Origin of the sequence: Geodermatophilus dictyosporus, assembly GCF_900115505.1 — a bacterium.
In the GTDB taxonomy this organism is placed as follows: Bacteria; Actinomycetota; Actinomycetes; order Mycobacteriales; family Geodermatophilaceae; genus Geodermatophilus; species Geodermatophilus dictyosporus.
Map to the genome: position 1 here is coordinate 693,061 of NZ_FOWQ01000003.1, position 14,984 is coordinate 708,044.

At 77.5% G+C, this 14,984-nt stretch carries 15 protein-coding genes; 9 read left to right on the forward strand and 6 right to left on the reverse strand.

Features of this window, described 5'->3' with window-relative positions; translation table 11 throughout:
* Nucleotides 1-64 precede the first annotated feature (64 nt).
* A complete protein-coding gene (locus BMZ33_RS10620; protein ID WP_091109641.1) occupies nt 65-1,690 on the reverse strand; it encodes a hypothetical protein in 1,626 nt (541 codons plus the stop codon).
* Between the two features lie 179 nt (nt 1,691-1,869).
* Here BMZ33_RS10620 and BMZ33_RS10625 point away from each other — a divergent pair, with 179 nt between their 5' ends.
* Nucleotides 1,870-2,820 carry a 4-hydroxy-3-methylbut-2-enyl diphosphate reductase gene (locus BMZ33_RS10625; protein ID WP_091109644.1) on the forward strand — a complete coding sequence of 317 codons (951 nt, stop codon included), beginning with the start codon at nt 1,870-1,872 and terminating at the stop codon, nt 2,818-2,820.
* Between the two features lie 72 nt (nt 2,821-2,892).
* On the opposite strand, the gene BMZ33_RS10630 is transcribed toward BMZ33_RS10625, so the two are convergent.
* The 4 genes from BMZ33_RS10630 to BMZ33_RS10645 all read right to left on the reverse strand — a co-directional run bounded on the left by BMZ33_RS10630 (nt 2,893) and on the right by BMZ33_RS10645 (nt 7,086).
* Entirely contained in the window at nt 2,893-3,618 is a 726-nt protein-coding gene (locus BMZ33_RS10630) for a DUF6542 domain-containing protein (RefSeq protein WP_091109647.1), read from the reverse strand.
* 198 nt (nt 3,619-3,816) lie between these two features.
* Nucleotides 3,817-4,995: a DNA recombination protein RmuC gene (locus tag BMZ33_RS10635; protein ID WP_091109649.1), complete on the reverse strand. Its 1,179-nt coding sequence runs from the start codon at nt 4,993-4,995 to the stop codon at nt 3,817-3,819.
* A 67-nt stretch (nt 4,996-5,062) separates the two neighbouring features.
* Nucleotides 5,063-5,605, reverse strand: a complete 543-nt coding sequence (locus BMZ33_RS10640) for a methylated-DNA--[protein]-cysteine S-methyltransferase (protein WP_091109654.1) — start codon at nt 5,603-5,605, stop codon at nt 5,063-5,065.
* Nucleotides 5,602-7,086 (reverse strand): AlkA N-terminal domain-containing protein, encoded by a 1,485-nt coding sequence (locus BMZ33_RS10645; RefSeq protein WP_091109657.1) that lies wholly within the window; start codon nt 7,084-7,086, stop codon nt 5,602-5,604. The genes BMZ33_RS10640 and BMZ33_RS10645 overlap by 4 nt, the downstream gene beginning before the upstream one ends.
* A 224-nt stretch (nt 7,087-7,310) precedes the next feature.
* Between BMZ33_RS10645 and BMZ33_RS10650 the strand changes: the two genes are divergently transcribed.
* From BMZ33_RS10650 to BMZ33_RS10680, 7 genes are all read left to right on the forward strand, one after another.
* A complete protein-coding gene (locus tag BMZ33_RS10650; RefSeq protein WP_091109660.1) occupies nt 7,311-8,600 on the forward strand; it encodes a S8 family serine peptidase in 1,290 nt (429 codons plus the stop codon).
* Between the two features lie 40 nt (nt 8,601-8,640).
* Nucleotides 8,641-8,886, forward strand: coding sequence for a hypothetical protein (locus BMZ33_RS10655; protein ID WP_091109662.1), 246 nt, complete (start codon nt 8,641-8,643; stop codon nt 8,884-8,886).
* Between the two features lie 82 nt (nt 8,887-8,968).
* Nucleotides 8,969-9,523 (forward strand): hypothetical protein, encoded by a 555-nt coding sequence (locus BMZ33_RS10660; protein ID WP_136697269.1) that lies wholly within the window; start codon nt 8,969-8,971, stop codon nt 9,521-9,523.
* An 82-nt stretch (nt 9,524-9,605) separates the two neighbouring features.
* The gene (locus BMZ33_RS10665) at nt 9,606-10,508 is read left to right on the forward strand and encodes an ABC transporter ATP-binding protein (RefSeq protein WP_091109667.1); all 903 of its coding nucleotides are present in this window, start codon (nt 9,606-9,608) and stop codon (nt 10,506-10,508) included.
* The gene (locus BMZ33_RS10670; protein ID WP_091109669.1) at nt 10,505-11,332 is read left to right on the forward strand and encodes an ABC transporter permease; all 828 of its coding nucleotides are present in this window, start codon (nt 10,505-10,507) and stop codon (nt 11,330-11,332) included. Before BMZ33_RS10665 ends, BMZ33_RS10670 begins: the two co-directional genes overlap by 4 nt.
* The gene (locus BMZ33_RS10675; RefSeq protein WP_169064145.1) at nt 11,329-12,570 is read left to right on the forward strand and encodes a sensor histidine kinase; all 1,242 of its coding nucleotides are present in this window, start codon (nt 11,329-11,331) and stop codon (nt 12,568-12,570) included. Before BMZ33_RS10670 ends, BMZ33_RS10675 begins: the two co-directional genes overlap by 4 nt.
* A complete protein-coding gene (locus BMZ33_RS10680; protein WP_169064146.1) occupies nt 12,567-13,235 on the forward strand; it encodes a response regulator transcription factor in 669 nt (222 codons plus the stop codon). Before BMZ33_RS10675 ends, BMZ33_RS10680 begins: the two co-directional genes overlap by 4 nt.
* On the opposite strand, the gene BMZ33_RS24045 is transcribed toward BMZ33_RS10680, so the two are convergent.
* The gene (locus BMZ33_RS24045) at nt 13,186-13,437 is read right to left on the reverse strand and encodes a hypothetical protein (protein ID WP_169064147.1); all 252 of its coding nucleotides are present in this window, start codon (nt 13,435-13,437) and stop codon (nt 13,186-13,188) included. The two genes, BMZ33_RS10680 and BMZ33_RS24045, sit on opposite strands and share 50 nt — an antisense overlap.
* Before the next feature lie 867 nt (nt 13,438-14,304).
* Here BMZ33_RS24045 and BMZ33_RS10690 point away from each other — a divergent pair.
* A partial coding sequence (locus BMZ33_RS10690; RefSeq protein WP_136697270.1) for a DUF222 domain-containing protein occupies nt 14,305-14,984 on the forward strand: 680 nt, incomplete at its 3' end.

Consider the following 14,984-nt stretch of genomic DNA (forward strand, 5'->3'; position numbering starts at 1 on the left):
CCACCGACGGCAGCGGCCCGGACCCCCGACGGGGCCCGGGCCGCGTGCCGGGTTGGTCGAGCCGCTAGCCCCGGGGCTGCAGGGGGCTGGCGTCGACGGCCTGCTGCTCGAGCTTCTCCAGCCGGTTGCGCAGCATGGTGACGAACTGCGGCCGGTTCTGGGTGGCCTCCTCGTAGGCGAGCAGGTCCTGCACCGTGGCGAGCTGGTAGCCGCGCAGCCGGCCGCGCAGCTGGGCGATGGTGAAGGAGTCGTAGCCCTCGATCGGCGCCGAGCCGGCCGCCTCCGCGCCGGACCCCTCGCTGCCGTCGCCCGCGTCGTCGGTGGCGTCGTCGGTGGCGGCGTCGGACTGCTCGGGGGCCGCGCCCGCCGCGGCGACCGGCGTGCCGCCCTCGTCGGTGGCGGTCACGGTGTCGGTGTCGGTCGTGCTGTCGGTGTCCGGGGTCGTGGTGGTCGCGGCGTCCTCCGCCGGGCCGGCCTCGGCACCCATCTCCTCGTCGACGCGGACGTGCTCCTCGGTGACGACGTCGCTGCCCTCGCCCGTCGCGGTGTCCTCGCCCGTCGGGCTCTCGCCGGTCGGGGTGTCCGGCCCGGCCGTCGCCTCGCCGCCCTCCGGGGCGACGACGCCCTCCTCGGTGACGGTGCCCTCGACGGTGGCGACCTCGCCGTCGGGCGTGATGACGTCCACCTCGGACGGCGCCTCGCCACCCGCGTCGGGCTGCGCGTCCTGGGCCAGCACGCCCGCGTCCCCCGCGGTCGCCTCGCCGCCGGCCGCCTCGCCGGTCGCCTCGTCGGTCGCCGCGCCGGTCGCCGCGTCGGCCAGGCCGATGTCGGTGTCGGGCACGCCGGAGTCCGCGGCGTCGGGGGTGGCCGTGTCGTCGCTGCCCACGTCCGGCGCGCCGGCCAGCTCACCGACCGGGGAGCCCCCGGGGTCGCTGGCGGCGGGTGCGTCGTCCGGGGTGGCGGCGCCGGACTCGGGGCCGGTGCCCTCGGCCTCGAGCAGCGCCGACTCCAGCGCGTCCTCGGCGGTGAGCGTGGAGTCGGCGGCGTCGAGGGCGGCCTGGGCCTCCTCGGCGCCCTGCACCTGGTCGGTGATGCCCTCGAGGGCGGCCACGACCTCGGCCGGGGCCGGGTCCGGCGGGAGCCCGGCGGCCTCGTCGTCGACCAGGCCGGCCGCGTCGGTGTCGACGTCGACCTCCATGACGTCGACCTCGGTGAACTCCACCCGTGCGTCGGTGTCGTCGAGGGCGGAGGCGGTGTCCTCCACCGCGGCCACGACGGCGTCGGCGGCCGGGTCGTCGGGGAGGGCCGCCACCTCCTCGTCGGCGGTGGTGCCGGCGGTGGTGTCGACGTCGGGCGCGCGGTCGAAGGCGGAGTCGCGCAGGACGTCGATCGGCTGGGCGACCAGCGCGCTGCCGTCCTGGGCCCGGTCCGGGGCCGCGGCCTCGTCGTCGTCGTCGTCGAAGGTGGCCAGGCCCGGCTCGCTCGCGCCCCGGATGCCGGTGAGCACCTCGTCGCCGCGGGCCACCAGGCCCGACCACTGCTGCTGCAGCTTCATCGCGGCCTGCAGCGCGATGCCGATGAGGCGCACCGGGAGTCCCGGCAGCGTCCGGGGGAGGCTGCGGACGTCGTCGAGGACGGTGGCGGCCAGGCCGACACTCGCGCGGATCGGCTCGGGGATCTCACGGGACATGGGCCCAGCCTGCCGCAGTGCCCGCGGAACGGCAGCGTGTGCCGGCCGGTGGCCACCCGGTCGGGCGGGGCGCTCGCGCGGCGGCGTGTCGGAGGTCTCACCAGCGGCCTGCCCGGTGGGGGCCTGCTGTGACCCGTCGTACGCCGAGGGGCGGGGGGTGCCCCGCATACCATGGGGGCATGGCTGATCAGCGCGGACGCGTCCTGCTGGCCGATCCCCGGGGCTACTGCGCCGGCGTGGACCGGGCGGTGGTCGCCGTCGAGCGGGCGCTGGAGATCCACGGCGCCCCGGTCTACGTCCGCAAGCAGATCGTCCACAACAAGCACGTCGTCGCCACGCTCGAGCGCCGCGGTGCGGTCTTCGTCGACGAGACCGACGAGGTGCCCGAGGGCTCGGTCGTCGTCTTCAGCGCCCACGGCGTCTCACCGGCGGTGCACCAGGAGGCCGCGGCCCGGCAGCTGCGGACCATCGACGCCACCTGCCCGCTGGTGACCAAGGTGCACCAGGAGGCCAAGCGGTTCGCCCGCGACGACTACGACATCCTGCTCATCGGCCACCGCGGCCACGAGGAGGTCGAGGGCACCTCCGGCGAGGCGCCGTCGCACATCCAGCTCGTCGACGGGCCCGAGGACGTCGCGAACGTCCAGGTCCGCGACCCCGAGCGGGTCGTGTGGCTGTCGCAGACCACGCTCTCGGTCGACGAGACCCTGGCGACGGTCGACCAGTTGACGACCCGCTTCCCCGGCCTGCAGTCCCCGCCCAGCGACGACATCTGCTACGCCACCCAGAACCGTCAACAGGCCGTGAAGCAGATGGCCGCCGAGTGCGACCTGGTCGTCGTGGTCGGCTCGACCAACTCGTCGAACTCCGTGCGGCTGGTGGAGGTCGCCCTGGAGGCCGGCGCCCGCGCCTCGCACCTGGTCGACTACGCCGCCGAGATCGACGAGGCCTGGCTCGAGGGCGTGGGCACCGTCGGCGTCACCAGCGGTGCCTCGGTGCCCGAGGTGCTGGTGAGCGAGGTGCTCGACTGGCTGGCCGCGCGCGGCTACCCCGACGTCGAGACGGTCAAGGCCGCCGAGGAGCGCCTGGTCTTCGCGCTGCCCCACGAGCTGCGTCCCAAGCGCGGCTGACCCGCCCCGGGACGGCCTCCCGGCAGGGGCCCGCCGCGAGCCTGCGAGCGGTGGGGGCAGGGAGGTGCTCCCTCAGCGGCGGGCGGCCCAGCGGATCACGGCGACCACCAGCGCGACGCCGGTGGCGACCGCCATCGTGGGGAAGCCGCGGATGAGCACCGTGGCGATCGTCGGCAGGTTCAGGCTGGCCGAGGGGGCCAGGCCCACGTTCACCGCGGCGACGGCGACGAACACCATCGGCGGGGCGACGACCGGGGTGAGCAGGTCGGGTTTGCGGACCAGCAGCGTGGCGACGGCCGAGCCCGCGACCAGGGTGACGAGGGTCAGCGTGCCCAGGCCGACGCCGAAGAAGGAGTCGACGGCGCCGCCGGCGAGGGTGAGGACGAAGACGCCGAGGACGGCGACCACGCCGCGCAGCCGGCTGCCGGCCTCCGCCGTGGACGGCGCGGTGCGGGAGCCCGCGCGCTGGGCCGGGCGCCCGGTGGCGCGGCTGCCGCCGCGGGCGCCGGTCCCGGCGTCGTCGCGGTCGGGCAGCGGCGGCACGGCGGCGGAGGGGATGCGCTGCGACGGGCGGGCGCCGGAGGGCCGGGCGCCGTTCACGGCGGGACGGCCCGTCCCGCCGGCGCGGTCGGGGGCGGGCACCGCGGGGCGGCCGCGCGGCGGGGGCGGCGGCACCGGCGGGCGGGCCATGCGCACCGGGCGGTCGGGGCCGGTCACGTCGGGGCGGACGCTGCCGTGGTGGCGCTCCGGGCGCACTCCGCTGTCCCGCCAGGTGTCGGCTGCACGCACCGAGGTCATGGCGCACCTCCCCGTCCGGACCGGTGGGCCCCGGGTGGGGCCGCTGTGGGCACTCACGGTAGCGACGGGAGGGGGATCCGCGGGCCGTTTCCCGGTGTCGGACCTCGACACGTATCCGTGCCGATTTGGCAACTCTCGGTGCGAGGGTGGGGGCGGTGTGACGGACGCGCCGTCCGGGACGGGCGGGGTGCGGGCCGGTCAGGCGTCCCGGGTCCAGCGCAGGGGGCGCACCCCGTCGTCGGCGCGGTCGTCGGCGGCGTCGCGCTCGGGCAGCAGCGTCCGCTCGGGCAGCGCGGGCCGGGTGACGGGCACGACGTGGTCGCCGTCGCCGCCCGTGTCACCGGCACGGTCGTCGGCGGGGCGGAGCGTGCGGACCACGGCCTCGACCGCCGGTGGCGTGGGCACGGGGGTCTCGCCGACGCCGAGGTCGTCGAAGCGACGGGCGGCGGCCAGCACGGACCGCTCGTAGGAGCCGACCGTCTCGTTGTAGCGGGCGAGCGTGGCGCCCAGTGCCGAGCCGAGCCGGGTGAGGTGGCCCGACAGCGTGGTCAGGCGGGCGTGCAGCCGGCGGCCGACCTCGATGACCTGGTCGGCGTCGCGGGCCAGCCGCTCCTGCCGCCACGAGTGGGCAACGGTGCGCAGCAGCGCCAGCAGCGTGCTGGGCGTGGCGATGACGACGTCGCGGCCGAAGCCGTACTCGAGCAGACCGGGCTCGGCCTCCAGCGCGGTGGTGAGGAAGCCGTCGGAGGGCACGAACAGCACGGTGAACGGCGCCGCGGGCCGGAAGGCGGTGGGGTAGCGGCGCGCGGCGAGCTGGTCGACGTGCGTGCGCAGCTGCCGGGCGTGCGCGGCGACCCGCTGGGCCTTGACCGTCTCGTCGGGGGCCTGCACCGCCTCGATGTAGCCGGTGAAGGGCACCTTCGCGTCGACGACCACCTGCCGTCCGTCGGAGAGGGTGACCACCAGGTCGGGGCGGACGCCGGCGCCCTCGTCGTTGGTGGACGACGGCTGCTCGACGAAGTCGCAGTGCTCGAGCAGGCCGGCCACCTCGACCACCCGGCGCAGCTGCACCTCGCCCCAGCGGCCGCGCACGTGCGGCGTCCGCAGCGCGGTGACCAGCGCCGCCGTCTCCTGGCGCAGCATCGCGCTGGTCTGCCCGACGGTGCCCATCTGCTCCCGCAGCTCACCGTGCGCGGTGGCCCGGGCCTGCTCCATGCCGGCGAGCAGCCGGTGCAGGTGGTCGATCGACTCGTGCAGCGGGTCGAGACCGGTCTCGGCCGGCCGGCGGCGGGCGAGCAGCGCGACGACCCCGAGCGTGACGGCGACCCCCAGCAGCACCCCGAGGAGCAGGCCGAGCAGCAGCGACGCGGCGTCCACGCCAGCAGGGTGCCTCAGCCCACCGACATCTCCCGGGAGGCGGCTCCGTTCCGCGGGGGTCCGTCGACTACGCCTCGACGGGGACGGGGACGGGGGCGTGCTCGGTCTCGTGGTCGAGCAGCCAGCGCTTGACCGGCGTGCCCCACCGGAAGCCGCCCAGGCCGCCGTCGGAGCCGAGCACCCGGTGGCAGGGCACGAACAGCGCCGCGGCGTTGCGGGCGCAGGCGTTGGCCGCCGCCCGCACCGCCGAGGGCCGGCCGCAGCGGGCGGCGAAGGCGGCGTAGGTGTCGGGCTGCCCGGCGGGCACCGTGCGCAGCACCTCCCACGCGTCCTCGAGGAACGGCCCGGAGCGCTGCCGCACCCGGACGGCGTCGATCGCGGCGACGTCGCCGCCGACGAAGGCCTCGACGGTGTCGAGCACGGGCAGGGACCCGGCGTGCTCGACCCAGGTGGGTCGCAGCGAGCGGTGGACGACGGGGAGCAGGTCGGCGACGTCGCCGGTCCACCCGGCGGCCAGGACGACGTCCTCCCCGTCGGTCCCGGTGGTGACGACGACGGAGAACGGTCCGGGCGGGGTGGCCACGGTGGCGTGGCGGGCGGGCGGGGTCATGACGCACTCCGATCGAGGGGTGGGCGGGTGAAGAGCGTGGGCGCGGCGAGGGCCCAGAGGTGCACCGCGGCGTACGAGCGCCACGGCCGCCAGCGCGTCGCGGCGTCGGCGTCGGAGCTGCCGACGGCGGCCAGGGCGCGGCGCAGCGCGAGGTCGCCGGGCAGCCACACGTCGGGGTCCCCGAGACCGCGCATCAGCACGAGGGACGCCGTCCACGGGCCGATCCCCGGCAGCGCCAGCAGGTCGCGGGCGGCCTCCTCGCGGTCGCAGCCGGGGTCGAGGGCCACCCGGCCCTCGGCGAGCGCGGCGGCCAGCCCGGTCAGGGTGCGGCGGCGGGCGCCGGTGAGGCCGACCGCCGACAGGTCGGCCGCGGCCAGCGCGGCGGGCCGCGGGAAGGCGTGCGTCAGCGTGCCCACCGGCTCGGCCAGCGGCGTCCCGGCCAGCGCGACGACGCGGGCGGTGAGCGTGCGGGCGCCGGCCACCGACACCTGCTGGCCGAGCACCGCGCGCGCCGCCGCCTCCGGGCCGTCGGGCGAGGCGGGCACCCGGCGGCCGGGTGCGCCGGCGACCAGCGGGGCCAGCGCGGGGTCGGCGCCGAGGACCTCGTCGACGGCGAGCGGGTCGGCGTCGAGGTCGAGCAGCCGCCGGCAGCGGGGGACGGCGGCCCGCAGGTCCCGCAGGTCGGGGAGCAGCAGCCGCGCGGTCACCGCCGGGCCGCCGTCCGCGGCGGGGGAGAGCCGGACGACGCCGGGGCCCGCGGGCAGGTCGAGGACGCGGGAGAACGTCGTCCCGTCCCACTCCTCCAGGCCCGGGACGGCGTGCAGGCCGAGGAAGTGCAGCACCTCGGCGGCGTCGAACGGCGCGCGGGCGGCCAGCCGCAGGGTCAGCCAGCCCGGCGTCCCGCCCTCGCCGCCCGGCCGCCGGCGGCGCAGCTCGCTGGGTGTGCAGGCGAACACCTCCCGCACGGTGTCGTTGAACTGGCGGACGCTGGCGAACCCGGCGGCGAAGGCGACGTCGGCCATCGGCAGGTCGGTGGTCTCGACGAGCACCCGCGCGGTCTGCGCGCGCTGGGCCCGGGCGACGGCGAGCGGGCCGACCCCGAGCTCGCCGACCAGCAGCCGGTGCACCTGCCGCTCGGAGTAGCCGAGGCGCGCGGCCAGGCCGGGGACGCCGGTGCGCTCGACCTCGCCGTCGGCGATCAGCCGCATGGCCCGGGCGACGACGTCGGCGCGCACGTCCCACTCGGGCGACCCGGGGACGGCGTCGGGGCGGCAGCGGCGGCAGGCGCGGAAGCCGGCGGCCTGCGCGCCGGCGGCGGTGCCGAAGAAGCAGACGTTGGCCGCGGCGGGGGTGCGTGCCGGGCAGGAGGGCCGGCAGTAGATGCCCGTGGTGCGGACGGCGGTGACGAACCAGCCGTCGAAGCGGGCGTCCCGGCTGGCGACCGCGCGGTAGCAGCGCTCGGCGTCCAGAGAGGCGGTCACGATCCCTCCTCGCCGGCGCTCGTCGGACTCGTGCCCGGCGGTGCTGTGTCTTCGCGCGTCCTCGCGAGCTCGGCCACGGCACCGATCATGGCAGCGCCCGGCGCCGGTGACTGGCGGTTTCCGGACGCCGCCGTCGTCCCCGCCCGGAGTGCGCGCTGTCACCCCCTCCCGACAGACTGCCGGGACCCGCCGGTGCTCCGGCCGGCGGGGACGAAGGGGGAACCGTGATCGATCCACCGGCCCGCCGCGGCCCGAGGCCGCCCGCCCGGACCACCGGACGCCAGGTCGTCGTCTTCGCCGACCCCGAGGACGTGCAGGTCGACTGGTCGGCGGCCGGCATCACCGACGTCGCCGACTCCCGCGACTTCACCTCCGGGCGGGTCCCGGCGCAGACGCTGCGCGAGGCCGGCGCCACCGTCTTCGCCCGGCTGGGGATCGCCGTCGTCGCGGTCGGCCCCGACCAGGTCGGGGCGCTGCGCGCCGCGGCCCGGCCGGTGCTGTCGGTCTCGCCGGAGCTGGTGCACCGGGTGCTGCCGGAGGACCTGACCGGGTACGTCCGCGGCTACCGCGACGGCGTCGCCGACCTCGCCGGGCGGGTCCTCGGCGCCGGCGGCGAGGACGGCGCCGCGGCCCCGCCGCTGTTCCAGGACACCGCGGCCGCGACCTGGGGCGTGCAGGCCGTGCGGGCGACGACGTCGCCCTACACCGGCAGCGGCATCCGGGTCGCCGTCCTCGACACCGGTCTGGACCTCGAGCACCCCGACTTCGCCGGCCGCGCGGTCACCGCCGAGTCGTTCGTGCCGGGGCAGACCGCCCAGGACGGCCACGGGCACGGCACGCACTGCGTCGGCACGGCCTGCGGCCCCCAGTCGCCGCCGACCGGGCCGCGCTACGGCGTCGCCTCGGGGGCCGAGGTCTTCGTGGGCAAGGTGCTCGGCGACGAGGGCAGCGGGGACGACGGCGGCATCCTGGCCGGCATCGACTGGGCGGTGGCCAACGGCTGCGCGGTCGTCTCGATGTCGCTGGGCGCCGACGTGGCCGAGGCCCACCCGCCCTACTCCGCCGCGGGCCGGCGGGCGCTGCAGCAGGGCTCGCTGATCGTGGCCGCGGCGGGCAACAACGCCGATCGGGAGAACGGCGACCTCGGCTTCGTCGGGGCGCCGGCCAACAGCGTGGAGATCCTCGCCGTCGGCGCGCTCGACCCGGCGCTGACGGTGGCCTGGTTCTCCGCGCGCAGCCTGCCGGCGCCCGGCGGCGAGGTCGACGTCGCCGCGCCGGGGGTGGACGTGCTCTCCGCCTGGCCGATGCCCGACCGCTACAACACGATCAGCGGGACCAGCATGGCCACGCCGCACGTCGCCGGGGTCGCCGCGCTGTGGGCCGAGGCCACCGGGCGGCGCGGCTACGAGCTGTGGGCGACGCTGACCCAGGCGGCGCAGCGGCTGACCGAGCCGTCGGCCGACGTCGGCAGCGGGCTGGCGCTGGCTCCCCAGGAGGGGGCCGGCGGCGGTTGACGGCGGCCGCGGGGGGCCTCGACGGGCGTAGCCTCCCGCCATGTCCCTCCCGCTGACGCCGGTCAGCGTGACCGTCGACGACGGCCACCTGGCCCAGGTCGAGACGGTGGCGCAGGCGCTGCGCGACTCCGGGATGCAGGTCGAGCGGGTGCTCGGCTCGCTCGGCCTGATCACCGGTCGGGCGCCGGCCGGCGCCCGACCGAGCCTGCTGGCCGTCGAGGGCGTCACCTCCGTCGACGAGCAGCTGCGCTTCTCGCTGCCCCCGCCCGACGCCCCCGTCCAGTAGCCGCGGGGACCCTCCCGGCCCGCCGCCCGTTGGGCCGGGTGTGCAGGTCGCCCAGCAGGTCCCGTCCCGGCAGCGGAGGGTCGTGGCGCTCGTCGCCGGTGTCCTCGTGCTGCTCGCGGCCGTGCTGGTGGTCCGCTCGGGAACCGCCGAGCCGCCGCGCTCGGCCGAGTGCGCCGCCGCCGGGCCCGCCGTGCGGGTCGACCCGGCCGCGGTCCCGGACGGCCCGGTCGCCGGGTACGGCCCGGAGCAGCTGGCCAACGCGGCGGCGATCCTCAACGCCGCGGCGGACCTGGGCCTGGACACCTGCGCGCAGACGATCGGCGTCATGACCGCGATGGGCGAGTCCTCGCTGCGGGTGCTCGACCGCGGCGACGCCGCAGGGCCGGACTCCCGCGGGCTGTTCCAGCAGCGGGACAACGGCGCCTGGGGCTCCTACGCCGACCGGATGGACCCCACCACCAGCGCCACCAACTTCTTCCTCGCGCTGCAGGAGGTGCCCGACTGGCCGTCGCTGGAGCCGACCATCGCCGCGCACCGCACCCAGCGCAACGCCGACCCGTACCACTACGCGCGGTACTGGGACCCCGCGGTCGAGGTCGTCTCCGCGCTGGCCGGCCGCCCGGTGCTCGGCACCTGACCGGCCCGTCCACCGACCGGTGGACGGGCCGGCCCACGGAACGGGCGTCCCGGTGGGCACCGCGACGGGTCAGGCTGGGGCCATGACAGCGATCCAGGTGGCGCCGGTCCCGGTGCCGGCCGGGCAGGACACGGCGGTCCGCGTGCGCGGGCTGGTCAAGCGGTACGGCGGCCGCGCCGTGGTCGACGGCGTGGACCTCGACGTCCGGCGCGGTGAGGTGTTCGCCCTGCTCGGGCCCAACGGTGCGGGCAAGACGACCACGATCGAGGTGCTCGAGGGCGTGCGCCGGCGCGACGGCGGCGAGGTCACCGTCCTCGGGCAGGACCCCGCGTCGGCCGGGCGGGCGTGGCGCGACCGGATCGGCGTGGTCGCGCAGAGCACCGGCGTCGGCGACGCGCTCACCGTGCGGGAGACCCTCGACCACTTCGCCCGCTACCACGGCACCGCGCGGCCCACCGCCGAGCTGCTCGCCGCGGTGGGGCTCGCCGAGGCGGCCGGCACGCGGGTGGCCCGGCTGTCGGGCGGGCAGCGGCGGCGGCTGGAGGTCGCGCTCGGCGTCCAGGGCCGGCCGGAGCTGCTCTTCCTCGACGAGCCGACCACCGGCATGGACCCGGTCGCCCGCCGGCGGTTCTGGGAGCTCGTCCGCGGCCTGCGCGCCGGCGGGACGACGGTCGTGCTCACCACGCACTACCTCGACGAGGCCGCCGAGCTGGCCGACCGGGTCGGTGTCCTGGCCGGCGGCCGGCTGGTCGACGTCGCCCCGCCCGGGGAGCTCGGCGCGGAGCTGCGGCGGGTGGCCACGGTGCGCTGGACCGAGGACGGCGCGACCCGCGAGGTGGTCACCCCCGAGCCGGCCGCCGTGCTGCGCGACCTGCTCGCCGCGCACCCGGCCGGCGAGGTGCCCGGCCTGACCGTCACCCGCCCCGGCCTGGAGGACGTCTACCTGTCCCTGGTCGGCGCCACCCCCGAGGGAGGGACCCGATGACCGCCGCCCTGACCCCCGCGACCACCCGCCCGGCACCGCCCTCGGCCCTGGCGATCGGCCTGGCCCGCACCGGCCTGGAGCTGCGGCTGTTCGTCCGCGACCCGGCGCAGGTGGTCTTCTCCTTCGCCTACCCGATCGTGATGCTGGTGATCTTCGCGTCGGTGTTCGCCGGCGAGGACCGGCCGGGCGGGGTGCCGTTCGCGCAGTACTTCCTCGCCGGGATCGCCGCCACCGGGATCATGCTGACCAGCTTCCAGGCGGTGGGGACGGCGCTGGCCGAGGAGCGCGAGCGCGGCGACCTGGCCCGGCTGCAGGTGATCGGCACGCCGCCACTGGGCTACTTCCTCGGCAAGGCCGGCCAGGTGCTGGTCACCACCGTGCTGCAGCTGGCGGTGCTGCTCACCGTGGCCGCGACCGTCTACGACGTGCCGATGCCCGACGGGGTGGGCCGCTGGCTGACCTTCGCCTGGGTGGTGCTCCTCGGCGCGGTCGCCGGCACGGTGCTGGGGATCGCGGTGGCGTCGGCGGGCAGCAGCCGCGCGGTGGGCAACGGGATCAGCGCGTTCGCCGTCGTCCTGCAGTTCTTCTCCGGGGTGTTCTTCGTCTTCTCCGAGCTGCCCTCGTGGATGCAGGAGGTGGCGGCGGTCTTTCCGCTGAAGTGGCTGGTGCAGGGCATGCGGTCGGTGTTCCTGCCCGACGCCGCGGCCGTCGCCGAGCCGGCCGGCAGCTGGGAGCACGGGACCACTGCCCTCGTGCTGGCCGCATGGGTGATCATCGGGCTCGTGGTCTGCGCCCGCACGTTCCGCTGGCGCCGGGCGGCGTGACCGCCGCCCGCCGCCGGCTGGCCGCCGTCCTCCTCCCCGCCGCCGGGGACGAGGGCGGCGAGCCGCTGTCCGCGCGGGGGTGGAGCGCCACGGTCGTCGGGATGCACGTCATCTCGGCGGCGGTGTGGACGCTGGCGCTGGCCAGCGTGCTCTCCGGCGAGGTGACCGCGCCCGGGGAGCAGGGGCCGGTGCTCGCCGTCCTCGGGGTGCTGGCGCTGTCCTACCTGCTCGCCGGCGCGCCGGCCGTGGCGGGCGGGCACCCGCGGCGGGCGCTGGTCCACCTCGTCGTCGTGGTGGCCTCGTTCGGCCTGCTCGGCTGGCTGGCGCCGGGGCTGCTGTTCCTGCTCTTCCTCGCCTACCCGCAGGTCTGGTTCGTGGTGCAGGGCCGGCTCACCGGCGTGGCCTGGACGGTGCTGCTGGCCGTGGCCAGCGCGATCGGCCCGGTGTCCGGGGCCGCGTCCGGGAGCACGACGCTGGAGATCCTGCGCGAGTCCGTCGTCAGCCTGGCGTTCAGCCTCGCCCTGGGGCTGTGGATCAGCCACGTGCTGCGGCAGAGCGCGGAGCGGGCCGACCTCATCGAGCAGCTCGAGCGCACCCGCTCGGAGCTGGCCACCGCCGAGCGCGAGCGCGGGGTGCTCGCCGAGCGCGAGCGGCTGGCGGGGGAGGTCCACGACACCCTGGCGCAGGGCTACACCTCGATCGTGGTGCAGGCGCAGACCGCCGCCGCGCTGCTGCCCGCCGACCCCGACGCCGCCCGCGAGCGGCTGGCGGTGATCGAGGAGGTCGCGCGCGACAACCTGGCCGAGGCGCGGGCGGTGGTGGCCGCGTTCCGGCCGGTGGCCCTGGACGGGTCGACGCTGGTCGAGGCGCTGCAGCGGCTGGCGTCCCGGTTCGCCCGCGAGACCGGGCTCGCGGTGCGGGTGGACACCGGCGCGCTCGACGGCGTGCCGGCGCTGCGCACCGACGAGGAGGTCGTGCTGCTGCGCGGGGCGCAGGAGGCGCTGACCAACGTCCGCCGGCACGCGGGGGCCACGGCCGTGGTGCTGCGGCTGGCGCGGGTGGGCGCACAGGTGTCGGTGCACGTGGAGGACGACGGCGTGGGCTTCGACCCGTCGGCGGTGACCGCGTCCGGGCTGGAGGGGCTGCGCGGCCGGGTGGCGCAGGTGGGCGGCGAGGTCGACGTCGCCTCGGCGCCGGGTGCGGGGACGCGCGTGACGGTGCGGGTGCCGTGGTCGTGAGCCGACCGACGGACGGGACCGGCCGGTCGGTGGTCAGGGTCCTGGTGGTCGACGACCACCCGGTGGTGCGCGGCGGGCTGGTCGGCTGGCTGGCGGCGCAGCCCGACCTCGACGTCGTCGGGGAGGCCGGCGACGGGCAGGAGGCGCTGGCGCTGGTGGCCGCCACCGCGCCGGACGTCGTCCTCATGGACCTGCGCATGCCGCGCATGGACGGCGTGACCGCCACCGAGCGGCTGACCGCGGCGCACCCGGGCGTCCGGGTGCTGGTGCTGACCACCTACGACACCGACGCCGACATCCTGCGGGCGGTCGCGGCCGGCGCCACCGGCTACCTGCTCAAGGACGCGCCGCTGCCGCAGCTGGCCGACGCCGTCCGCGCCGCCGCCCGCGGGGAGACCGTGCTCGCGCCCCCGGTGGCCGCCCGGCTGGTGTCCCGCATGCGCGCGCCGGCCCCCGAGGAGCCCACCCCGCGGGAGCTGGAGGTGCTGGCCGGGGTGGCGCGCGGGCTGACCAACGCCGAGATCGGCCGGGAGCTGTTCATCGGCGAGGCCACGGTGAAGACCCACCTGCTGCGGGTGTTCGCCAAGCTCGGCGTCGACGACCGCACCCGCGCGGTCATGGTCGCCGTCGAGCGGGGGCTGCTGCCCGGTCCCGGCTCGCGCTGACGCCGCCCGGCCGGGACGCCGACACCGCGAGCAGCGGCGTCCCCGGGACGACGCTGCGCGGCGGCTCCGGGTCGAGGCCGACCTCGGTCAGCCGGCGGACCAGCGAGCCGGCGTCGGACAGCTGCAGACCGCCGCCCTGCGCGCGGAGCAGCAGGTCCATGTGGCGGCTGAACAGCTGCGGCACGGCGACGGTGGTGTTCACGATGAGGGTGCCGCCCCGGGGCGAGGAGGCCGGCGACCGCGCGCAGCAGGGGCACCCGTGCGGCCGGCGGGAGGTGGTGGACGACGTTGGCGAGCAGGGCGAGGTCGAAGGGCTCGGCGAGCGGCCCTCCCGGTCCCTCGGCGAGCGCGGTCCGGACGTCGGCCGTCGCGACGGTCGCCCGGTCGGCGAGGCCCCGTTCCCGCAGGGTCCGTGCGGCCAGGGCCGCGGCGGCGGGGTCGACGTCCACCTGCTCGGTGAGGTCGCGCCGGCGCGTGCCCTCGGTGAGCAGCGGGCGCAGCCCGCGGTAGAGGTCGGTGTGGAACCCGCCGAAGCCCTGGTAGGTGGCCCGGACGAGGTCGTCCTCGACGACGGCGCGCCCCGCGCGGGCCAGCCGCCACCGGGCGCCGTCCCCGTCGACGAGCCGGGTCACGGCCGCCACCCGCAGGAAGGCCTCCAGCAGGTCCGGGTCGGTCGCGCCGGTGCGCCGGGCCAGCTCGGCGGTGCCCGCCGGTGCCTGCGCCAGCGCGTCGAGCACGCCGGTGTCGAGGGCCGCGGCGACGACCTGCAGGCGAGCGCGGCCTGCCCGTCCTGCGTGACCCGCAGCCGGGCGCGGAGGTCACCCGCCCGCAGCAGCTGGACCAGGGCGTTGAGGCTGATCAACCGGGCCATGCGGCCTCCCTGCGGATGAGGGGTGCTCCCGCGGTCACCGTGCCGGTCGCCGGAGCGGGGGACCAGGGTCCCGAGGCCCGCTGCACCTTCCGAGGACGGCTCCGCGGACCGTCGCGAGGGGTCGCGAGGATCTGGGGATGAGCCGCTGACCTGGGGATTCGGGCTGCGGGACCCAATCGGGTCGGCTAGGCTTCGTACATGTGTTCGGGCGATGTGGGTGGTGGTGATGTCCTCGACGACGTCGCCGCGCTGGTCGCCGAGCGCAACCGGATCGACGCCCTGCTGGCCCGCCGGGTGCGGGCCGCGGAGCTGTCCCAGGCGCCGGAGCGCGACGGGCAGAAGTCGATGCGCCCCTGGCTGCGCGGGCACTGCCGGCTCTCGGCCGCCGCGGCCGCACGGGTGGTGGGCAACGGCCGGGTGCTCGACCACCTGCCCGCACTGGCCGAGGCCCACGACGCCGGCTGGGTCTCCGCCGAGCAGGTCGCCGTCGCCGCCACGGCCCTGACGCCGGAACGCCTGCAGGCCGCCGCCGAGCGCGGCGTGGACCTGGCCGTCATCGACGCCGTGCTCACCCAGGTGGCGATCGACCACCCGCACGCCGACTTCGTCGCCGCGGTGCGGCACTACCTGGCCGGCCTGGACCCCGACGGTCCCGAACCCGACCCCACCGAGGGCCGCCGGCTGATGCTGGCCCGGCACGCCGACGGGACGCTCAGCGGCCGCTTCGAGCTCGACGCGGTCGGTGGGGAGAAGCTGCAGGCCGCACTGGAGTCCTTCGTGCAGGCCGACCGGCCGGCCGGGGACGAGCGCAGCCGCGCCCAGCGGCTGGGGGATGCGCTGGTGCAGCTGTGCGACACCGCGCTGGCCGCCGGGTCGCT

What these genes read in the sequence shown, in the direction of transcription:
- BMZ33_RS10670 (WP_091109669.1), top strand. Translation starts at nt 10,505, where the DNA reads ATGACCGCCGCCCTGACCCCCGCGACCACCCGCCCGGCACCGCCCTCG.
- BMZ33_RS10625 (WP_091109644.1), top strand. Translation starts at nt 1,870, where the DNA reads ATGGCTGATCAGCGCGGACGCGTCCTGCTGGCCGATCCCCGGGGCTAC.
- BMZ33_RS10640 (WP_091109654.1), bottom strand. Translation starts at nt 5,605, where the DNA reads ATGACCCCGCCCGCCCGCCACGCCACCGTGGCCACCCCGCCCGGACCG.
- BMZ33_RS10665 (WP_091109667.1), top strand. Translation starts at nt 9,606, where the DNA reads ATGACAGCGATCCAGGTGGCGCCGGTCCCGGTGCCGGCCGGGCAGGAC.
- BMZ33_RS10655 (WP_091109662.1), top strand. Translation starts at nt 8,641, where the DNA reads ATGTCCCTCCCGCTGACGCCGGTCAGCGTGACCGTCGACGACGGCCAC.
- BMZ33_RS10620 (WP_091109641.1), bottom strand. Translation starts at nt 1,690, where the DNA reads ATGTCCCGTGAGATCCCCGAGCCGATCCGCGCGAGTGTCGGCCTGGCC.
- BMZ33_RS10630 (WP_091109647.1), bottom strand. Translation starts at nt 3,618, where the DNA reads ATGACCTCGGTGCGTGCAGCCGACACCTGGCGGGACAGCGGAGTGCGC.